Origin of the sequence: Streptosporangium sp. NBC_01639, assembly GCF_045209755.1 — a bacterium.
In the GTDB taxonomy this organism is placed as follows: Bacteria; Actinomycetota; Actinomycetes; order Streptosporangiales; family Streptosporangiaceae; genus Streptosporangium.
Genome location: NZ_CP109272.1, coordinates 1,938,625 through 1,953,958, shown reverse-complemented (window position 1 = coordinate 1,953,958; position 15,334 = coordinate 1,938,625). Strand labels below are relative to the sequence as shown.

Sequence of the window (15,334 nt, the reverse complement as noted above, 5' to 3'; positions counted from 1 at the left end):
CCGCAGAACGGAGGAGCGGCGTGAGCCACATCGAGGCGCGGGACCTCACCGTCGTCCTGGAGCCGCGGACCGTGCTGTCCGGCATCGACTTCCAGGTGCGCGGCGGTGACTGGCTGGCCGTCATCGGGGCCAACGGCGCGGGGAAGTCCACTCTGCTCAGGGCGCTCGCCGGGGTGCTGCCGTGCTCCGGCGAGGTGCTCATCGACGGCACACCCGTCCGACGGCTCAGGCCCAGGGACAGAGCTCGGCTGCTCGCCTACGCCCCGCAGGCCCCGGCGCTCCCCGTCGACATGACCGTGTTCGACTACGCCCTGCTGGGCCGCACGCCGTACATCTCCTATCTGGGCAGGGAGAGCCGCCGTGACCGCGAGGTGACCGCGTCGGTGCTGGACCGGCTCGATCTGGCGTCGTTCGCCTCCCGCTCCCTCGGCCACCTGTCGGGAGGTGAGCGCCAGCGCGTCGTGCTCGCCAGGGCACTGACCCAGCAGGCCCCCGTGCTTCTGCTCGACGAACCCACCACCGCCCTGGACCTGGGGCACCAGCAGCAGGTCCTGGAACTCCTGGACCGGCTCCGCCTGGCCGACGGGCTGACCGTGGTCACGACCCTGCACGACCTGAGCCTCGCCGGCCAGTACGCCGACTCGATGATGCTGATCGCCGGAGGCCGGGTGGCGGCCTCCGGCGTCCCGGTCGAGGTGCTGACGGAGAAGCTCATCGGCGAGCACTTCGACGCCCGCGTCCGTGTCGGAACGGGTGCCGGTGGCCGTCCCGAGGTCCATCTGGAACGCCCGTGAGACGGGGGTGTGCCGTCCCGGACGGGGATGTGGACAAGGTGCCCGGGGAGCCCGGGTGTACCGGCCTGGGCCGGGATGTGAACGGGGTGCCCGGGGAACGGGGCACCGGCCTGGACCGGGATGTGAATGAAGTGCCCGGGGAGCCGGGGTGTGCCGGCCTGGGCCGGGATGTGGACGGGGTGTCCATGGCATCGGGGTGTACCGGCCTGGACCGAGACATGGAGGAGTGCCTGTGAAGCTGAGCCACCGGCAGGAGGGCGGGGCCCGGCTGGCCTCGCTGCTGTGGGAGTTCGGCCCCGGCCGGCGGGCGATCTCCTCGGCCATGGTCGGCGGCGGCATCGGCCCGGTGAAGTGGGTGCTCAACGCCCAGGTGGCCGGCGGTTACGCGCGGATGGATCCGGTGAACCACCTGCTGGAGATGGCCCCGCCGGGACCCGGCGTCGGCATGCTGACCGCGGCCTCGGTCGACCGGTTCACCCGGGCGGCCGACGGGGGAGTGGAAGCGGTGGCGACCGTCGGCCTGCGCGTCCCCACCTGGGCCGCCGCCCCCGACGGCGTCCCCGACCCCGAGCTCGCACCCATCCATCTCCCCGGCACGGTCAACATCATCGTCGCCGTACCGGTCGCGATGAGCGATGCCGCGCTGGTCAACGCGGTCATGACGGTGACCGAGGCCAAGACCCAGGCACTGCTGGAGGCCGGCTTCCCCTGTACGGGCACGGCCTCCGACGCGGTCTGCGTGGCCGTACGCGACGACGGCCCCGAGGAGCTGTTCGGCGGACCCCGGTCGACCTGGGGTGCCCGCGTCGCCCGTGCCGTCCACGACGCCGTACGGCGAGGCGCCCGTGACTGGGCGGAACGCGACCGGCCGACTACTTTGAGTCAAGAAATTATGGGAAGTAGCATGTGAACGAGCGCGAGACTCCCGACAATGAGCAGGTGACCGCGATGGCGACGACAGAGCCGACTACCAGGCGGACGGTTCTTCAAGGAGAGCCGCCGTTCACCGTCAACGACCTGCTCACGTTCCCCGACGACGGGAACCGCTATGAGCTCTTCAACGGGAGCCTACTGGTGAGTCCCTCTCCAACCCCCCTGCACCAATATGCGAGTCTGCGCCTTGTGCGGATCATCGAAGACGCCGCACCGCCGGAGTTTCAGCCTCTGCAGGAGGTCAACCTCCGGGTGGGCACCCAGGACTTCTTCATCCCCGATCTCGTCGTGGTGCGGGCGGAGACCGTCGAGGACACGGAGCTCATGTTCACCCCGAAGGACATCCTGCTGGCCATCGAGCTGGTCAGCCCGACCTCCCAGATGCGCGACAGGCACATGAAGAGGTCCGCCTACGCGGCGGCGGGCATCCCGCTGTACTGGCGGATCGAGCTCGGCGACGGTCCTTCCCTGCATGTCCACGAGCTGGCCGGCGACGACTACAAGCCCGCGGCCAGGCATGAGGCGGGGAAGGTCGCGACGCTGTTCGCCCCCTTCGAGGTCTCTCTCGACCCCGCCGTGCTCCTGCGTCCGCGCGTCTGACCGGGCCGTCATTCCCGTTGTGAGTCCGATCCGTCCTTTTTATGTTCTGATTTCGTATTCATAGATATGGCCGTGCCCGCCGGATTTCCGAGAAAGCGCGGGTTGTTCGCCTGGTAATCGGCTGTCTGGCCGTTGTTCTATTGACTTCTGCACTACGGTTGCCACGCTGGTCCTTATCCCCTTTTATGGAGTGGCGATGCGGCGATTCGGCTCGGCTCTGACGATCTTCGGCGGCCTCGTGCTGGCCGTCGCCGCGATGTCCCCCGCCCTGGCGCACGAGCATCCCAGCGGGATCACCGATCTGGTCACCCCCGCGGTCGTCCGGATCGAGGCGGAGGCGCGCGTCGACATCACCCTGCTGGACCACATCGGCGAGCTGGTCCACGTGGAGCGGAGCTATACGGTGCCGATCGGCAGCGGCACCGGCACCGTGATCAACCCCGAGGGCGGCATGGTCACCCTCACCCGGGTGGTCAAGACCGACAAGGACCTTGAGGTCTACGCCGCCAACAAGGTCTTCGCCGAGCACCACAAGGTCAAGATCCCCGACGACTTCAAGCGGCACACGATCAAGAACGATCAGCTCAACCACCATCTGCAGGAGTGCTACCCGCCCAAGCAGCCCACCGCGACCTGCATCATCAACGTGACCACCGAGATCCACGCCTTCCCCAACATCTCGCCTCCCGACAAGGAGGGGTTCAAGGCCGAGATCGTCCGCGCCGACGCCAAGCCCGACGGCCCCGCGGTGCTGGTGCCTGTCGGGCGTGCCGACGGCGGCGCGGGTCTGCCCACGGCGCCGCTCGCGGCCACGGTGCCGGACAAGGACGGGTCGCCGGTGGCGGTCGCCGGGTTCACCGGGCGGCCCGCCGTCAACCTGCCCGAGACCGTGGACATCGCGCACCTGCGCGCCGGGGGCACCGGTGAGAGCGGGCGGCAGTTCAGGGACCCGCAGAACAAGGCCAACGAGCCGGAGAAACTGGGCGCCCTCGTCGACAAGGGGTTGGTCGGCGGACCGGTGATCGAGGACAAAAAGGGTGAGGTCGTCGGGCTGCTGGTCGGCGGCGGCAAGGACGGCCGGATGATCGGCGTCCGGGAGATCACCAAGGCGCTGGCCGAGGCGAAGGTCGCGCCCCGGCGCGGTCCGATCGACGCGGCCTTCGAGCAGGCGCTGACCCGTTTCCACACCAAGTACTACGGCGACGCCGTGCCCGCCTTCCAGCGCGTCCTGGACCTGTATCCCGGGCACACCGTGGCGGCGGCGCATCTGAAGACGTCCCAGCAGAAACGCGGCACCGCCGAGGACGAGGGGGCCAAGAAGGCGGACGCCGCCGTCGACGGAGGCGACGGGCCGCCGCTGTGGCTGTTCCCGGCCGTCGGCGGCGTGCTGGTGGTGGCCGTGGTGGCCGCCGCGCTGCTGCTCTGGAGGCGCAGGTCATCGCCGGAGCCCGGGGAGGTCCGGTCCGCGGTCACCCGCCCCGGTGACACCTCCACCGGGGGCACCCGGTCCGGGAACACCCCGCTGCCGGTCCCGGGGCCGCCGCCTCCGCTGCGGCGTCCGCTGCCCGACGAGGGGGCCGCCCCGACCGTGGTGGTCGGCCGGTCCTTCCCCGCGCTGCCCAAGATGTCCCCGACCTCACCGGGGCAGCCCGTACTGGTCGCGCGAGATCCCGGCGCCAAACCGGCGGACCCGGCCGCCCCGGGGCACACCGGTGCCAGATCGGCGGACCCGGCGGCCCAGAAGTACTGCACCGCCTGCGGGATGCGGCTGGGCCCCGCGCACCGCTTCTGCGGCTACTGCGGCCACCCCTCCGAGGCGTGACGGCCGTGAACGAGCGGGCCCTGATCGGGCAGGAGGTGGCCGGTTACCACATCGAGGACATCATCGGTAAGGGCGGCATGGCCGTGGTCTACCTCGCGGTGGATCCCCGGCTCAACCGCCGGGTGGCGCTGAAGATCCTCAATCCGCTGCTGGGTGAGGACGACCGGTTCCGCCAGCGCTTCGTCCTGGAGTCGCGGACGGTCGCGAGCATGGACCACCCCAACATCATCCCGATCTACGAGGCCGACTCGGCCGCCGACGGGACGCTCTACATCGCGATGCGCTACGTCGACGGGCCCGACCTGCGCCGTCTCTTCTACGACCGGGGGCCGATGCCGGTCAGCCAGGTCAACAGGATCTTCGCCCAGGTGGCCGCCGCGCTGGACACCGCGCACGCGCACGACCTGATCCACCGAGACGTCAAGCCCGCCAACATCCTGATCGCCGGCCACACCGAGGGGGACCACGCCTACCTCACCGACTTCGGCATCACCAAGCACCGCACCTCGATCTCCGGGCTGACCCAGACCGACCAGTTCATCGGCACCCCCCGCTACATGTCTCCCGAACAGATCAACAAGGAGCACATCGACGGCCGCTGCGACCAGTACGGCCTGGCCTGCGTGGTCTACGAGGCGTTGGCCGGGCGGCTGCCGTTCCAGCGTGACAACGAGATCGCGCTGCTCTGGGCCCATCTGGCCGAGACGCCCACCCCGCTCAGCACGCTCCGGCCCGAGCTTCCGATGGAGGTCGACGGTGTCATGATGCGGGCGCTGGCCAAGTCGCCCGAGCAGCGGTACGACACGTGCACGCAGTTCATCGCCGAACTCCGGGACGCGATCAGCGGCCAGCCCTACCAGCTCGCCCAGAGTCCCCCGGCGGCGCAGCCGAAGCAGAAGCGGCAGAAGGAGCCCAGGGCAGGTGGCCGGGGCATCCTCATCGGCGCGGGAGCGGCGATCGCGGTGATCGTCGCGCTGGTGGTGGTGCTCGCGACGGTGCTGCGGGGCGGCGACTCCTGGGTGGCCTACGAGGGCTCCGCCGCCGTGCCGATCGCCTTCGAGCGTCCCGCCGACTGGACTCTGCGCCCGCACGCGGACGTGTTCGTGGTGGCCTCGCCGAAGGTGGGGGAGTTCGACACGCTGTTCGGCACACCGGTCACCGCCGACTGGGCGGCCGTCAACGAGATCATCAAGGACACGCCGGAGGAGGCCACCGGCGTCTACGCACAGACCCTGGACACCCTCGATCCCCGCAGCGGCGCCCAGCAGCTCCAGGAGACCCTGCAGTCCTCACTGCCCGGTACGGTCAACGTCTACTCCGAGGTGGTCCAGGTGCGGGTGGGCGGCACACCCGCCGTACGGCTGGAGGGGTCGATCACGGACCCGCAGCGCGGTGGCCGGCTCGACTTCACAGGGTGGGCGGTGGAGCGGGCGGACAAGCCCGCCCTCATGATCTACTTCTGCGCGCCCGGCACCTGTGACGACGCGCTCGCCAACCGGTTCGTGCGGAGTGTGTCGTTTCAGGCGTCGTGACTTGTCGTCCGGTTGCAATTGACTTATTGGGAGGATTTGTCCTATAGGAAAGGCCGGTACGAGCATTTAGTCTCCCGACATGGCGGTTCCCCTTCCCTCTGTCCGAGGCCTCAGCGCGGTGCCGTTCACCCGGCTTCTGCACACCGTGCCACCCAAGGAGGAGAAGTGAACATCCGTGTCGTGATCGCCGACGATCAGGCGATGGTCCGCGCCGGTCTCAAGCTCGTCGTGCAGGGCGAGCCCGGCATGGAGGTGGTGGGGGAGGCGTCCGACGGGCTGGAGGCCGTCGCGGTGGCCTGCCGTACCCGGCCGGACGTCGTGTTGATGGACATCTCCATGCCGCGCATGGACGGTCTCACCGCGGCCGGGCAGCTGCTCGGCCGGCCGGATCCGCCGAAGGTCGTCATGCTGACCACCTTCGACACCGACGAGAACCTCTACGCCGCACTCCGGGTCGGGACCAGCGGATTCCTGCTCAAGGTGTCGCCGCCCGAGCAACTCCTGGAGGCCGTCCGGGTCGTCTTCGGTGGTGACGCCCTGCTCGACCCGGCCGTCACCACCCGGGTCATCGCCTCCTTCGCCGGCCGTCACGACCCCGTACCCCCGCCCCAGCTCGCCGGCCTCACCCCGCGCGAGCTGGAGGTGCTGCGGTTCCTGGCCCGTGGCCTGACCAACGCCGAGATCGCGAGCATGCTGTTCGTCGGCGAGGCCACGGTCAAGACGCACGTGGCGCGGGTGCTGATGAAGCTCCATCTGCGGGATCGGGCTCAGGCGGTGGTGTTCGCGTACGAGTCGGGCGTGGTGCGGCCGGGGGCGGCCGTCGGATAGTAGGAGATCCACTCTTCCCGGTCCATCCGGAGCATCCTGATCCCGAGCGAGCCCAGCGCGACCACCGGGACGGCCCACATCACGACCGTCGCCGGGCCGTAGGGGACCAGGAGCGAGGTGCCGTAGCCGATGCCGACGGCGAGTGGGACCCACCAGTGCGCGAACCCGGAGCGCCAGACGCCGACCAGCAGGACGGGCAGGCCGAAGAGGGCGAAGAAGATCCACGGCATCTGGAAACCGAAGACGACGCCGGGCAGGTTCAGCATCTCGTCAAGGATCTGGGCGCTCTTCTCGGGGCTGTTGTGCTGTCCGAGCCACCACTCCACCGGGTCGATCATGAGCAGCCCCGACAGGTTGATGTAGCCGAGAGCGGTCAGCGGGCCCACGATGTGGCCGAAGAGCACCATCCGGCGGCGCATCACATGCAGGAGGGCGAGGGCGACCAGGGCCATCAGCAGGTAGGCCCAGTGGTACATGGCCGACTCGGTCTGGGCGAGAGCGGGATTGACGCCGTAGCTGACGGCCTCGCGGTCGTCACCCCAGGTGCCGGGGTCGAGGACGACGGCGATCGACTGGAGGAGGGGGGCGACGATCAGCAGCACGCCGGAGGCGATGCGCCGGAAGTCGGCGGAGTCCTTGAACATGGGGCTTCCTTGCCTGTGCGGGGTTGTCGCACAGGACGGTAGGCCGCGTGCCTCCCTCCGGTCGTCCGCCGCCTGACGGACGACCGGTCCCCCTCGCGGACTAGAAGGTTCAGATCATGTGACGGGCGCGAGGCTGCGGACCCAGAGGATGGCGCGCGTAGGTGGAGCCCGGCGAGGTAGCTGTCAGAGGACTTGTCGCATTTGTTCTGCACCGTTGATGTCGGAGGCGGCCGCGGTCAGGGCGCGTGGGTGGCCACGGCGACGACGGCGTCGGTGAGCGCGGCGGCGTAGGCGTCGGTGAGCTTGCCGACGTCGAACAGCAGCGCGTACCACATCGGGCCGAAGACCAGGTCGATGAGCACCTCGTCGTCGGTGTGGGCGACCTGCCCCCGGTCCCGCGCCCGGCTGAGGATCTGGCGGACGGCGTCGCGGCGCGGCGCGATCAGTTCGCTGTTCACGCGCTGGGCGAAGGCGGGGGCCTGTAGCGCCTCGGCGGCCAGGGCCTGGTTGAGTGCGCCGGGCACGCCGCGCTGGGCGGCGAAGGTGTTCTCCAGCAGGGCCAGCAGGTCTTCGCGCAGGTCGCCGGTGTCGGGCGTGGGCAGCCGGGTGCGGGCGTAGGCGGCCAGCACGTCCAAGATCACCTCACCCTTGCCCGGGTAGCGGCGGTAGACCGCCTGTTTGGACACGCCGCTGCGGGCGGCGATGCCCTCCATGCTCACCCCCCGATAGCCCTGCTCGGTGATCAGGTCCAGGGCGGCCTGGCGGATGGCGTCGTCGACGGCGGGATCACGGGGTCGTCCGGTCATGGTCCGCAGTCTATTTGACATACGCACCGGTCCGTATTTAAATCTCATACGCAACGAACCGTATTGAAAGGTCGGAGTATGCGCCCCCGTTCCTCCACCCCCGCGCTACTGTCGCTGGCCCTGGGGTACTTCGCGCTGGGCACCGCCTCACTGGCGGTGGTCGGTCTCAGCGGCCCGATGGCCGCCGACCTGCAGGTGTCGGCCGCCACCGTCGGCACCCTGGTCACTGTCTTCTCCCTGGCATTCGCCGTGGCCGCCCCGATCGCGGCGGTAGCCCTGGGCCGCCTGGACCGCCGCCGGGTGCTGCTGCTGGGCCTGGCACTGATGACGATCGGCGGCATCGCCGGCGCGGTGGCCCCCACTTTCGCGGCCCTGGCCGCCGCCCGGGTGGCCGCCGGACTGGGGGCGGCGATCTTCGGCCCGGCCGCCTCGGCCACCGGCTCGATGATCGTTTCGGTCGAGCAGCGCCCCCGCGCGCTGGCGGTGGTGTTCGGCGGGATGACCGCCGCCACCGTGCTGGGCGTGCCGCTGGCCTCGGCCGTGGGCGCCGCGATCGGCTGGCGGGCCACGATGACCGCGGTGGTGGCGCTGACTCTGGTGGCGGGCGGGCTGCTGGCGGTGCTACTGCCGCCGGTGGCGGCGGGACCGGCCCCCACCGCGCGGGCGTTCGCCGGGGTGCTGCACACCCCCGGAGCCCTATCGATGATCGCCACCACGCTGCTGGTGCTGACCGCCCAGTTCACGGTCTACGGAGTCGCCGGGGCCTACCTGGCCACCCGGTTCGGCGCCGGTCCCGGCCTGGTGTCGCTGACCCTGCTGGTCTTCGGCGCCCTGGGCATGGCCGGCAACGCCGCCGGGGCCCGCATCTACACCCGTCTGGGTGGCGGACGCACCATCGCACTGGCGCTGGCCGGGCTGACCATCACCTTCCTGGCCCTGAGCGGCGTTCCCGCCCTGCCCGCAGCCGGTGTCGCGGTGTTCGCCTTCTGGGCCGTCTTCAACACCCTGTTCATGGCCCCGCAGCAGGGCCGCCTGGTGGAGTTGCTGCCTGAGCAGCGCGGCATCCTGCTGGCCCTGAACGCCTCGGCCCTGTACCTGGGCATGAGCCTGGGCAGCCTGCTGGGCAGCAGCCTGCTGCCCGCCCTGGGCGGGCGCTGGCTCCCGGTCCTGGCGCTGCTGCCACTGGCCCTGGCCGCCGGTGCGCACGCCGCCTCGCTACGCCCGCACCCCACCCGCCCGATCGCCCCGGATGCCACCTCCGCTCCAGCGCGCCACTGACTTTCCTGCTCTCCCGCCATCCATCAAGCACCACCGTCAACGATCACAGGAGAACCAGATGTCCCAGCCCGCCGCTCAGCTCGTGCGTGACTACTTCGAACTGGTGTGGAACCAGGGCCGCACCGAGCTGGCCGATCAGTTCCTGGCCGCCGGCCTGATTCAGCACAACCCCAACCTGTCCAACGGCCGCCAGCCGCTGGCCGAGTTCATCGACGGGATGCGCGCCCAGCTGCCCCAGGCCCGCTTCGAGATCTGCCGCATGGCCGTCGACGGCGACCTGGTGTTCACCCACAGCCTGTTCACCGCCCAGCCCGGCCACTCCGGCATCGCGGTGGTGGACGTGTTCCGCATCGCCGACGGCCTGATCGCCGAACACTGGGACCTGCGCGAGGACGTCCCCGAGTCCACCGTCAGCGGCAACCCGATCGTCTGACCCCGCCCCATCCCGCTTTCAAGCCCTGCGAGGTCGAACCCCGTGACCACCTACGGCACCCGCCCGTTGCACGACCAGACCATCCTGATCACCGGCGCCACCGACGGCCTCGGCCGCGCCCTGGCCCACCGCCTTGCCGCCCAGGGCGCCACCTTGATCCTGCACGGCCGCAACCCGGCCAAGGGTCAGGCGCTGCTGACCGAACTACATGACCAGACCGGCAACGACCGGCTCACCTTCGAACAGGCCGACTTCGCCTCCATCGACCAGATCCGCGCCCTGGCGGACCGTCTGGCAGACCGCGACCGACTGAACGTCCTGGTCAACAACGCCGGAATCGGCGTCGAGACGACCCCTCAGCGCAGCGCCGACGGCCTGGAGCTGACCTTCCAGGTCGACTACCTGGCCACCTACATGCTCAGCTGCCTGCTCACCCCGCTACTGGCAAGCACCGCCGCCCTGCGTTCAGCCACCACGCACCCGGCCCCCGCCAGGATCGTCAACGTCAGCTCCGCAGGACAGTCGCCCTTGGACTTCGACGATGTGCTGCTGGAGCGCCACTGGGACGGCGTGCAGGCCTACTGCCAGGCCAAACTCGCCCAGATCATGCTCACGCTCGACCACGCCGAACTACTGCGCGACCACGGCGTCACCGTCAACGCCCTGCACCCCGCCTCCTACATGCCCACCAAGATCGTGACTCACCTGTTCACTGTGCAAAGCACCCTGGACGAAGGCGTCACCCACACCGCGCGCTTGGTCACCGACCCCGCCCTGGCCGAGGTCACCGGCACCTACTTCAACCGGGCCCGCCCCGCCCACGCCCACCACCAGGCCTATGACACCGCTGCCCGAACCCGCCTGCGGGAGATCAGCCGGCACCTCACCGGCGTGCCCTTCCCCACCACGCCACTCCAGGCCGCCTGACCCTCCACCACCCGCCGCGCGGCTGAAGACGCCGCCGAACGATACGGCGCGGAGCACACCGGAACACTCAAGAGGCGATCAATGCTGGCCGCTGAACCCCCGGTACAAGCGAAGCAACCGAGGGATGCCTGCCAGGCGTTCTTCCCTGTCGAGACGGTGAGCTCGACCGCGATGGCTGGGCGACGGGGGACACCCCCGTCGCCCAGCGCGAGGGCGAAGGTGAGCATGTCGTCGTCGATGACCTCCAGCCGGCCCCGTGGATTATCGCGTGCTGTGTCCATGGGAACAAAGTCGTTCCCGATGGCGTCCAACTCCCATGATCAGCGTGACGCTCTCTCTGCTGCTGGCCCTGTCCCCTGTGACCGTGACCGAGATTCCGAGGAACTTCCTGCTGACCGAACGCGACGCGCGAAGGCACTTGAGCCCGGAAGAGGCAGCCGAACTGGGCTACGAGATCAGCGACAAGCTCACCAAGCCTTTGGAGCTGAACCCGTGCGTGCACCGGAGCTCCGTCGACCGCGACCGGGTGGCGGCCCGCACGATCTCGCACTGGACCAGCGGTCCCAGCGGCTCCTCCGAACAACTCGTCATCTACAAGAGCTCCCGCGCCGCGCACGCGGCGTTCACTCTTTTGCGCGCCGAGGCCAAGAAGTGCGCACGCAAGAGCATCCCCTCGGCACCCGAACTCAAGATTCAGTGGCGAACGAGCAAGGCCAAGGTGGGGAGCGAGGCCGTCGGCATGGGCTACCAGACTCGGCAGGACGGCAGCGTGAACGAGACGATCAGCGGTCTCATCGCCCGCAAGGGCAGAGCACTGATGATCTACACCACCACTGAGGGAGAGTACGAGCCTGGCCGGATGACCAAGGACGCCAAGAAGATGGCCGCCAAGGTGTGCAAGTTGCGCGGCGTCTGCTAGTGCTCCGTTCCTCAAAGTAGGTAGATAAAGCGATGCCGGCGCTGCCGAGGGGAAAGGGCTGGTCGACCCCAGATCCAACGATCACGTCCTTCGGAGGCGACGGGCAAGGTCGGGGTCGAGCAGGAAGGCGGTGCCGTACGGCGAGAGCGAGCCGGTCGGCGCCCCACCGGACGGGACCATGCCGGGGGGCATACCGGAAAATCCCTGGCAGCCTTCCGGCAGGAAGCCCGACAATCATTCGATGGAGCACGTCACCTTGACCACGCGGCGCCTTCTGCTGCGTCCTCTTGAGCCCCTCGACACCGAGGCCGTCTTCCTCGCCTGCCAGGACCCCGACATCCAGCGCTGGACCACCATCCCTTCGCCGTACGAACGTCAGCACGCCGAGTACTTCCTGGAGCAGGTGGTACCGGAGGGGTTGCGGAGCCGGACCATGTTCCACTTCGCCGTGGAACCCCGTTCCGGTGGACCCCTGCTGGCCTCGGTCAATGTGCACAATCACACCGGCACCTGGGAAGTCGGCTACTGGACGGTCAAGGAGCACCGGGGCCACGGTTACGCGACCGAGGCGGTGGGCGCGATAGCCCGCTGGGCCTTCGGCGCATTGGGCGTGCAGCGCCTGGAGTGGCGTGCCGAGGCCGGCAACGAGGGTTCGCGGACGGTTGCCGAGAAGGCGGGTTTCGTCTTCGAGGGAGTGCTGCGCGCGGCGTTGATGACCAGAGACACGGTGCGGGACGTCTGGATCGGCGCGCTTCTCCCGTCCGATCTCGGACCGTCCTCCGCTGACGCCGCATAGCGGCCCTGTTCGGGCGATCTGCCCGAACCGGCCGTCATGGTCTCAGGGCGTCTTCGACCCCGTCGGCCGCCGAGAGCCGTCCGGACCCGGAGCGCGCCCAGCCGTGTGGTCGCTGCGCGTGACGCTCCTGAGGGGGCCCGTTCTCCGAGCCGTCGGGCGCGGAGTCGTCCGACGGAGGCGTGGGCCGATGGGTCAGGGGGACGGGGCGATGCCGTTCATGACGGTGGCTACCAGGTCGTCCACGAAACCGGGCGGGACCTCCAGAGAGGTTGGGGCGGAACCGCGGAACAGGTGGGGCAGGACCAGTTCGTGGCAGGCTCCGACGACCATCGTGGCGGCGGCCTCGGCGCGGGCGTGCCGGGCGAGGCGGCCGAGATCCTGCTCGGCCCGGAGGTATGCGGTCAGCTCCGCCTTGAGCCCGTGCCCTTTCCCGACGGGGTCGGGCATGCCGGTCAGCAGGCTGAGGACCTCCGGCTGGGACAGCAGCCCGGCGAAGGCGGGCAGGATGGCGGTGTGCAGCGCCAGGCCGTAGACGACGTAGGCACGCAGGTTGGCCTCGACGGTGCCGCTGCCCGCCGCTGCGGGCAACTCGCCCAACCGGCGCCGGACGGTCTGGACGTGGGCCTGCAGGGCGAGCGCGATGAGCTCTTCCTTGCCCGCGAAGTGGTTGTAGAGCACCCCGTCGGCGACCTGTGCCGCACGGGCGATGTCACGCACGGTGAGCCCGGCGGTGCCCCGCTGGGCTATGAGGCGTTCGGCGGCGGCGACCAGGTGCTCGCGCAGGCTCTGGCCGCCGCCGTCACGCAGGACCGCTGCTTTTCTCGGTGACATCACAGTGCATCGTAGGAGCGCCGCGCCCCGGCTGTCGCCGCCGCGTGGCCGTACGGCCACAGACCGGTGGCCGGGTCGCGGTGGCCGGTCATGCGGTACGGCCTCGGAGTGGGGCTCGGGTCGCGGTGACCGGTCATGCGGCACGGCTCCGGAGCGGGCGGTGGTGAGCGGCCGGATGGCGCGGGAGGAGTGTGGCCCGGATCAGGGGCGGTAGGGGTGAACGGCCGGGTGGTGCGGGACGGGCGTGACTCGGGTCAGGGGCGGGTGGCGGTGACCAGCCAGGCGGCGCCGCGCAGCCGTACGGCGTCGGGCTCCTCGTAGGGGCGCAGCGCCGCGGTGAGCGCGGCACGGGCACGAGCGGCGGCGGCCTCGTCGACCTGGTCGAGCATGAAGCGGAGTGGGCCCCACGCACCGAGGAAATCCCCCGCGTCCTCGGCGTCCCGGCCCCACACCTGGGGGGCGTCGACGGCTGTCGAGGTCACCTGCTCGAACCCCGCGCCGGTCAGCACCTCCCGGATGCGCGCCGGGTCGGCCAGTGACTCCGGCCCGGCGGCGCCGGGCCCGGTGGAGGCGGGCCTTGCCGGGAGATGCCGTGCCATCGCGGTGAGAACGGGGCCGAGGTCGTTGTCTCCCATGTCCCGCAGCGACAGGAAGGCCAGCCGTCCACCTGGCCGCAGCGCGCGGCCGATGTTGGCGAACGCGGCGACCGGGTCGGCGAAGAACATGATCCCGAACCGGCTGAGGGCGACGTCGAAACCGCCGTCCGAGAAGGGGTGGATCTGGGCGTCACCGCGCTCGAACGCCACATTGGCGATCCCCTCGCCGGCCGCACCGGCCTCGGCCCGCCGCAGCATCGGCGCCGACAGGTCGATCCCGGTGGTGTGCCCGAGCCGTGCCCGCCGGGCGGCCAGCCGGGTCACCTGCCCGTTGCCGCAGCCGATGTCGAGCACGCGGTCGCGCTCACCGATGGCGGCCGCCCCGATGAGGTGGTCGTTGAAGCCGCTGTTGACGGCGTCGTAACGATCCTGGTGGTCGGCCCAGTGGTTGCCCTCGTAGCCGTTCCACGCCTCGGCCTGATGGGTGTTGACGACGGACTGCATCTACTTCCTCCTGCGGTCGTCCCCGGGTGCCGCCGGATGATCCCGTCGGTCCCGGATGCTCTGCGATTTCGTTGTGAACGCTTGTTCATGAACGTATGTTCATAATGAGGCGACAGGTCGAGAGGTGTCAACAGGACACGACACCGATGGCAGCCGGTCGCCGACCGGCTATGACGTCTCCCGGACAGGTCCCCGTGTTCTCCCGGACGGGTCCCTGCATTCCTCCGGACGGGTCCCTGCGTTCTTCCGGAGGGGTTCTCTGCGTTCTCCCGGACGAGTCCCCGTGTTCTCCCGTACGCCGAAGGACCGACGCCCATCTCCGGCGACCGCTCGTGGGAATGGTCGAAGGCAGGCCGGGTGATTCGAACGGTGTCGCCGATGGAATCGCCGTTCAAGCTGCTCTCTGTCCGCACGGCCTTTCCCGGGGCGGTGCCCCGGATCGGAGAGCGGTGACGAATCGAGGCTCTCCGGCAGGCGTTTTCACTTCGGCCGTTCTCCCGGCGGCGTCAGGTCGAACCAGCCTTTCTTGGCCCTGCGGAGAAACGCCTCCCAGGCGTCGAAGCCGAATGCGACCTCGCCCTGTTCCGGGGCGCCGATCCGGACCTCGTCGCGAGTGATGACCACGATCACCCGCATGCCGGCTCCGCCGGGGTGGAGCCGGTGTCGAGGGCGCACCACACGGTCCGTCCCAGGTCGCCGTGGTCACGGACTCCCCAGCGCTGTACGGAGATCTCGCCGACGATGGCCAGGCCGCGTCCGCTCTCCTCGTCGTCGGGTACGGCCTCGGGCGTTCGCGGCCTCCACGAGGTGCCGCCCGGATCCGTGACCGCCAGGTAGAACAGGTCCGCCGTCTGGGTGAGTGTGAGCATTATCAGGTCGTGCGGGCGTGGCCGGCCGGTATGGACGACGGCGTTCGTCACCAATTCGGATGTCGCCAGCCGTACGTTCTCATATGCCGGGTGGTCGGCGCCGATCCAGGCGCGTATATGGGCGCGGGCCTGCCCGGCGGAGGTGGGATCGATTTTCAGATAAGCCTCCCCGAGAACTTTGGATTCTCCGTCCATGTCCTTCTCCCTGACACTCATGGCGGT

18 protein-coding genes are annotated in these 15,334 nt (G+C 69.9%); 11 read left to right on the top strand and 7 right to left on the bottom strand.

Going from position 1 to position 15,334, the window contains the following annotated elements:
• Positions 1-20 precede the first annotated feature (20 nt).
• The 6 genes from OHA77_RS08695 to OHA77_RS08670 all read left to right on the top strand — a co-directional run bounded on the left by OHA77_RS08695 (position 21) and on the right by OHA77_RS08670 (position 6,509).
• Complete coding sequence (locus tag OHA77_RS08695) at positions 21-794, top strand: ABC transporter ATP-binding protein (RefSeq protein WP_406317306.1); 774 nt, start codon at positions 21-23, stop codon at positions 792-794.
• A gap of 232 nt (positions 795-1,026) precedes the next feature.
• Positions 1,027-1,704: an adenosylcobinamide amidohydrolase gene (locus OHA77_RS08690; RefSeq protein ID WP_326821153.1), complete on the top strand. Its 678-nt coding sequence runs from the start codon at positions 1,027-1,029 to the stop codon at positions 1,702-1,704.
• Positions 1,701-2,327 (top strand): Uma2 family endonuclease, encoded by a 627-nt coding sequence (locus OHA77_RS08685; protein WP_406317304.1) that lies wholly within the window; start codon positions 1,701-1,703, stop codon positions 2,325-2,327. Before OHA77_RS08690 ends, OHA77_RS08685 begins: the two co-directional genes overlap by 4 nt.
• 196 nt (positions 2,328-2,523) lie before the next feature.
• The gene (locus tag OHA77_RS08680) at positions 2,524-4,149 is read left to right on the top strand and encodes a hypothetical protein (protein ID WP_406317302.1); all 1,626 of its coding nucleotides are present in this window, start codon (positions 2,524-2,526) and stop codon (positions 4,147-4,149) included.
• A 5-nt stretch (positions 4,150-4,154) separates the two neighbouring features.
• A complete protein-coding gene (locus OHA77_RS08675) occupies positions 4,155-5,681 on the top strand; it encodes a serine/threonine-protein kinase (protein ID WP_326821156.1) in 1,527 nt (508 codons plus the stop codon).
• 165 nt (positions 5,682-5,846) lie between these two features.
• Positions 5,847-6,509: a response regulator transcription factor gene (locus OHA77_RS08670; RefSeq protein WP_326821157.1), complete on the top strand. Its 663-nt coding sequence runs from the start codon at positions 5,847-5,849 to the stop codon at positions 6,507-6,509.
• Here OHA77_RS08670 and OHA77_RS08665 read toward each other — a convergent pair.
• Complete coding sequence (locus OHA77_RS08665; protein WP_406317300.1) at positions 6,449-7,153, bottom strand: hypothetical protein; 705 nt, start codon at positions 7,151-7,153, stop codon at positions 6,449-6,451. The two genes, OHA77_RS08670 and OHA77_RS08665, sit on opposite strands and share 61 nt — an antisense overlap.
• A 236-nt stretch (positions 7,154-7,389) precedes the next feature.
• On the bottom strand, positions 7,390-7,959 hold the full coding sequence (locus tag OHA77_RS08660; RefSeq protein ID WP_406317298.1) for a TetR/AcrR family transcriptional regulator: 570 nt from the start codon (positions 7,957-7,959) through the stop codon (positions 7,390-7,392).
• 78 nt (positions 7,960-8,037) lie between these two features.
• Here OHA77_RS08660 and OHA77_RS08655 point away from each other — a divergent pair, with 78 nt between their 5' ends.
• From OHA77_RS08655 to OHA77_RS08635, 5 genes are all read left to right on the top strand, one after another.
• On the top strand, positions 8,038-9,237 hold the full coding sequence (locus OHA77_RS08655) for an MFS transporter (RefSeq protein WP_406317296.1): 1,200 nt from the start codon (positions 8,038-8,040) through the stop codon (positions 9,235-9,237).
• A gap of 58 nt (positions 9,238-9,295) precedes the next feature.
• The gene (locus OHA77_RS08650) at positions 9,296-9,670 is read left to right on the top strand and encodes a nuclear transport factor 2 family protein (protein WP_406317295.1); all 375 of its coding nucleotides are present in this window, start codon (positions 9,296-9,298) and stop codon (positions 9,668-9,670) included.
• Positions 9,671-9,712: 42 nt separating this feature from the next.
• Positions 9,713-10,597: an SDR family NAD(P)-dependent oxidoreductase gene (locus tag OHA77_RS08645; protein ID WP_406317293.1), complete on the top strand. Its 885-nt coding sequence runs from the start codon at positions 9,713-9,715 to the stop codon at positions 10,595-10,597.
• Positions 10,598-10,922: 325 nt separating this feature from the next.
• Positions 10,923-11,516, top strand: a complete 594-nt coding sequence (locus tag OHA77_RS08640) for a hypothetical protein (RefSeq protein ID WP_406317291.1) — start codon at positions 10,923-10,925, stop codon at positions 11,514-11,516.
• A 241-nt stretch (positions 11,517-11,757) separates the two neighbouring features.
• Positions 11,758-12,312 (top strand): GNAT family N-acetyltransferase, encoded by a 555-nt coding sequence (locus tag OHA77_RS08635; protein ID WP_406317290.1) that lies wholly within the window; start codon positions 11,758-11,760, stop codon positions 12,310-12,312.
• Between the two features lie 192 nt (positions 12,313-12,504).
• Here OHA77_RS08635 and OHA77_RS08630 read toward each other — a convergent pair whose 3' ends face one another.
• The 5 genes from OHA77_RS08630 to OHA77_RS08610 all read right to left on the bottom strand — a co-directional run bounded on the left by OHA77_RS08630 (position 12,505) and on the right by OHA77_RS08610 (position 15,307).
• Entirely contained in the window at positions 12,505-13,143 is a 639-nt protein-coding gene (locus tag OHA77_RS08630) for a helix-turn-helix domain-containing protein (protein ID WP_326821166.1), read from the bottom strand.
• Positions 13,143-13,280 carry a hypothetical protein gene (locus tag OHA77_RS08625; protein WP_406317288.1) on the bottom strand — a complete coding sequence of 46 codons (138 nt, stop codon included), beginning with the start codon at positions 13,278-13,280 and terminating at the stop codon, positions 13,143-13,145. The genes OHA77_RS08630 and OHA77_RS08625 overlap by 1 nt, the downstream gene beginning before the upstream one ends.
• 117 nt (positions 13,281-13,397) lie before the next feature.
• Positions 13,398-14,243 carry a class I SAM-dependent methyltransferase gene (locus OHA77_RS08620; protein ID WP_406317286.1) on the bottom strand — a complete coding sequence of 282 codons (846 nt, stop codon included), beginning with the start codon at positions 14,241-14,243 and terminating at the stop codon, positions 13,398-13,400.
• Positions 14,244-14,723: 480 nt separating this feature from the next.
• Positions 14,724-14,879: a hypothetical protein gene (locus OHA77_RS08615; RefSeq protein WP_326821168.1), complete on the bottom strand. Its 156-nt coding sequence runs from the start codon at positions 14,877-14,879 to the stop codon at positions 14,724-14,726.
• Positions 14,870-15,307 carry an ATP-binding protein gene (locus tag OHA77_RS08610; RefSeq protein ID WP_406317285.1) on the bottom strand — a complete coding sequence of 146 codons (438 nt, stop codon included), beginning with the start codon at positions 15,305-15,307 and terminating at the stop codon, positions 14,870-14,872. The genes OHA77_RS08615 and OHA77_RS08610 overlap by 10 nt, the downstream gene beginning before the upstream one ends.
• Positions 15,308-15,334: the final 27 nt, after the last annotated feature.

Excerpts from the sequence above, each read along its gene's own strand:
- OHA77_RS08610 (WP_406317285.1), bottom strand. The coding sequence starts at position 15,307 with ATGGACGGAGAATCCAAAGTTCTCGGGGAGGCTTATCTGAAAATCGAT.
- OHA77_RS08665 (WP_406317300.1), bottom strand. The coding sequence starts at position 7,153 with ATGTTCAAGGACTCCGCCGACTTCCGGCGCATCGCCTCCGGCGTGCTG.
- OHA77_RS08635 (WP_406317290.1), top strand. The coding sequence starts at position 11,758 with ATGGAGCACGTCACCTTGACCACGCGGCGCCTTCTGCTGCGTCCTCTT.
- OHA77_RS08630 (WP_326821166.1), bottom strand. The coding sequence starts at position 13,143 with ATGTCACCGAGAAAAGCAGCGGTCCTGCGTGACGGCGGCGGCCAGAGC.
- OHA77_RS08625 (WP_406317288.1), bottom strand. The coding sequence starts at position 13,280 with ATGACCGGTCACCGCGACCCGAGCCCCACTCCGAGGCCGTACCGCATG.
- OHA77_RS08660 (WP_406317298.1), bottom strand. The coding sequence starts at position 7,959 with ATGACCGGACGACCCCGTGATCCCGCCGTCGACGACGCCATCCGCCAG.
- OHA77_RS08680 (WP_406317302.1), top strand. The coding sequence starts at position 2,524 with ATGCGGCGATTCGGCTCGGCTCTGACGATCTTCGGCGGCCTCGTGCTG.
- OHA77_RS08650 (WP_406317295.1), top strand. The coding sequence starts at position 9,296 with ATGTCCCAGCCCGCCGCTCAGCTCGTGCGTGACTACTTCGAACTGGTG.
- OHA77_RS08655 (WP_406317296.1), top strand. The coding sequence starts at position 8,038 with ATGCGCCCCCGTTCCTCCACCCCCGCGCTACTGTCGCTGGCCCTGGGG.
- OHA77_RS08615 (WP_326821168.1), bottom strand. The coding sequence starts at position 14,879 with ATGCGGGTGATCGTGGTCATCACTCGCGACGAGGTCCGGATCGGCGCC.
- OHA77_RS08620 (WP_406317286.1), bottom strand. The coding sequence starts at position 14,243 with ATGCAGTCCGTCGTCAACACCCATCAGGCCGAGGCGTGGAACGGCTAC.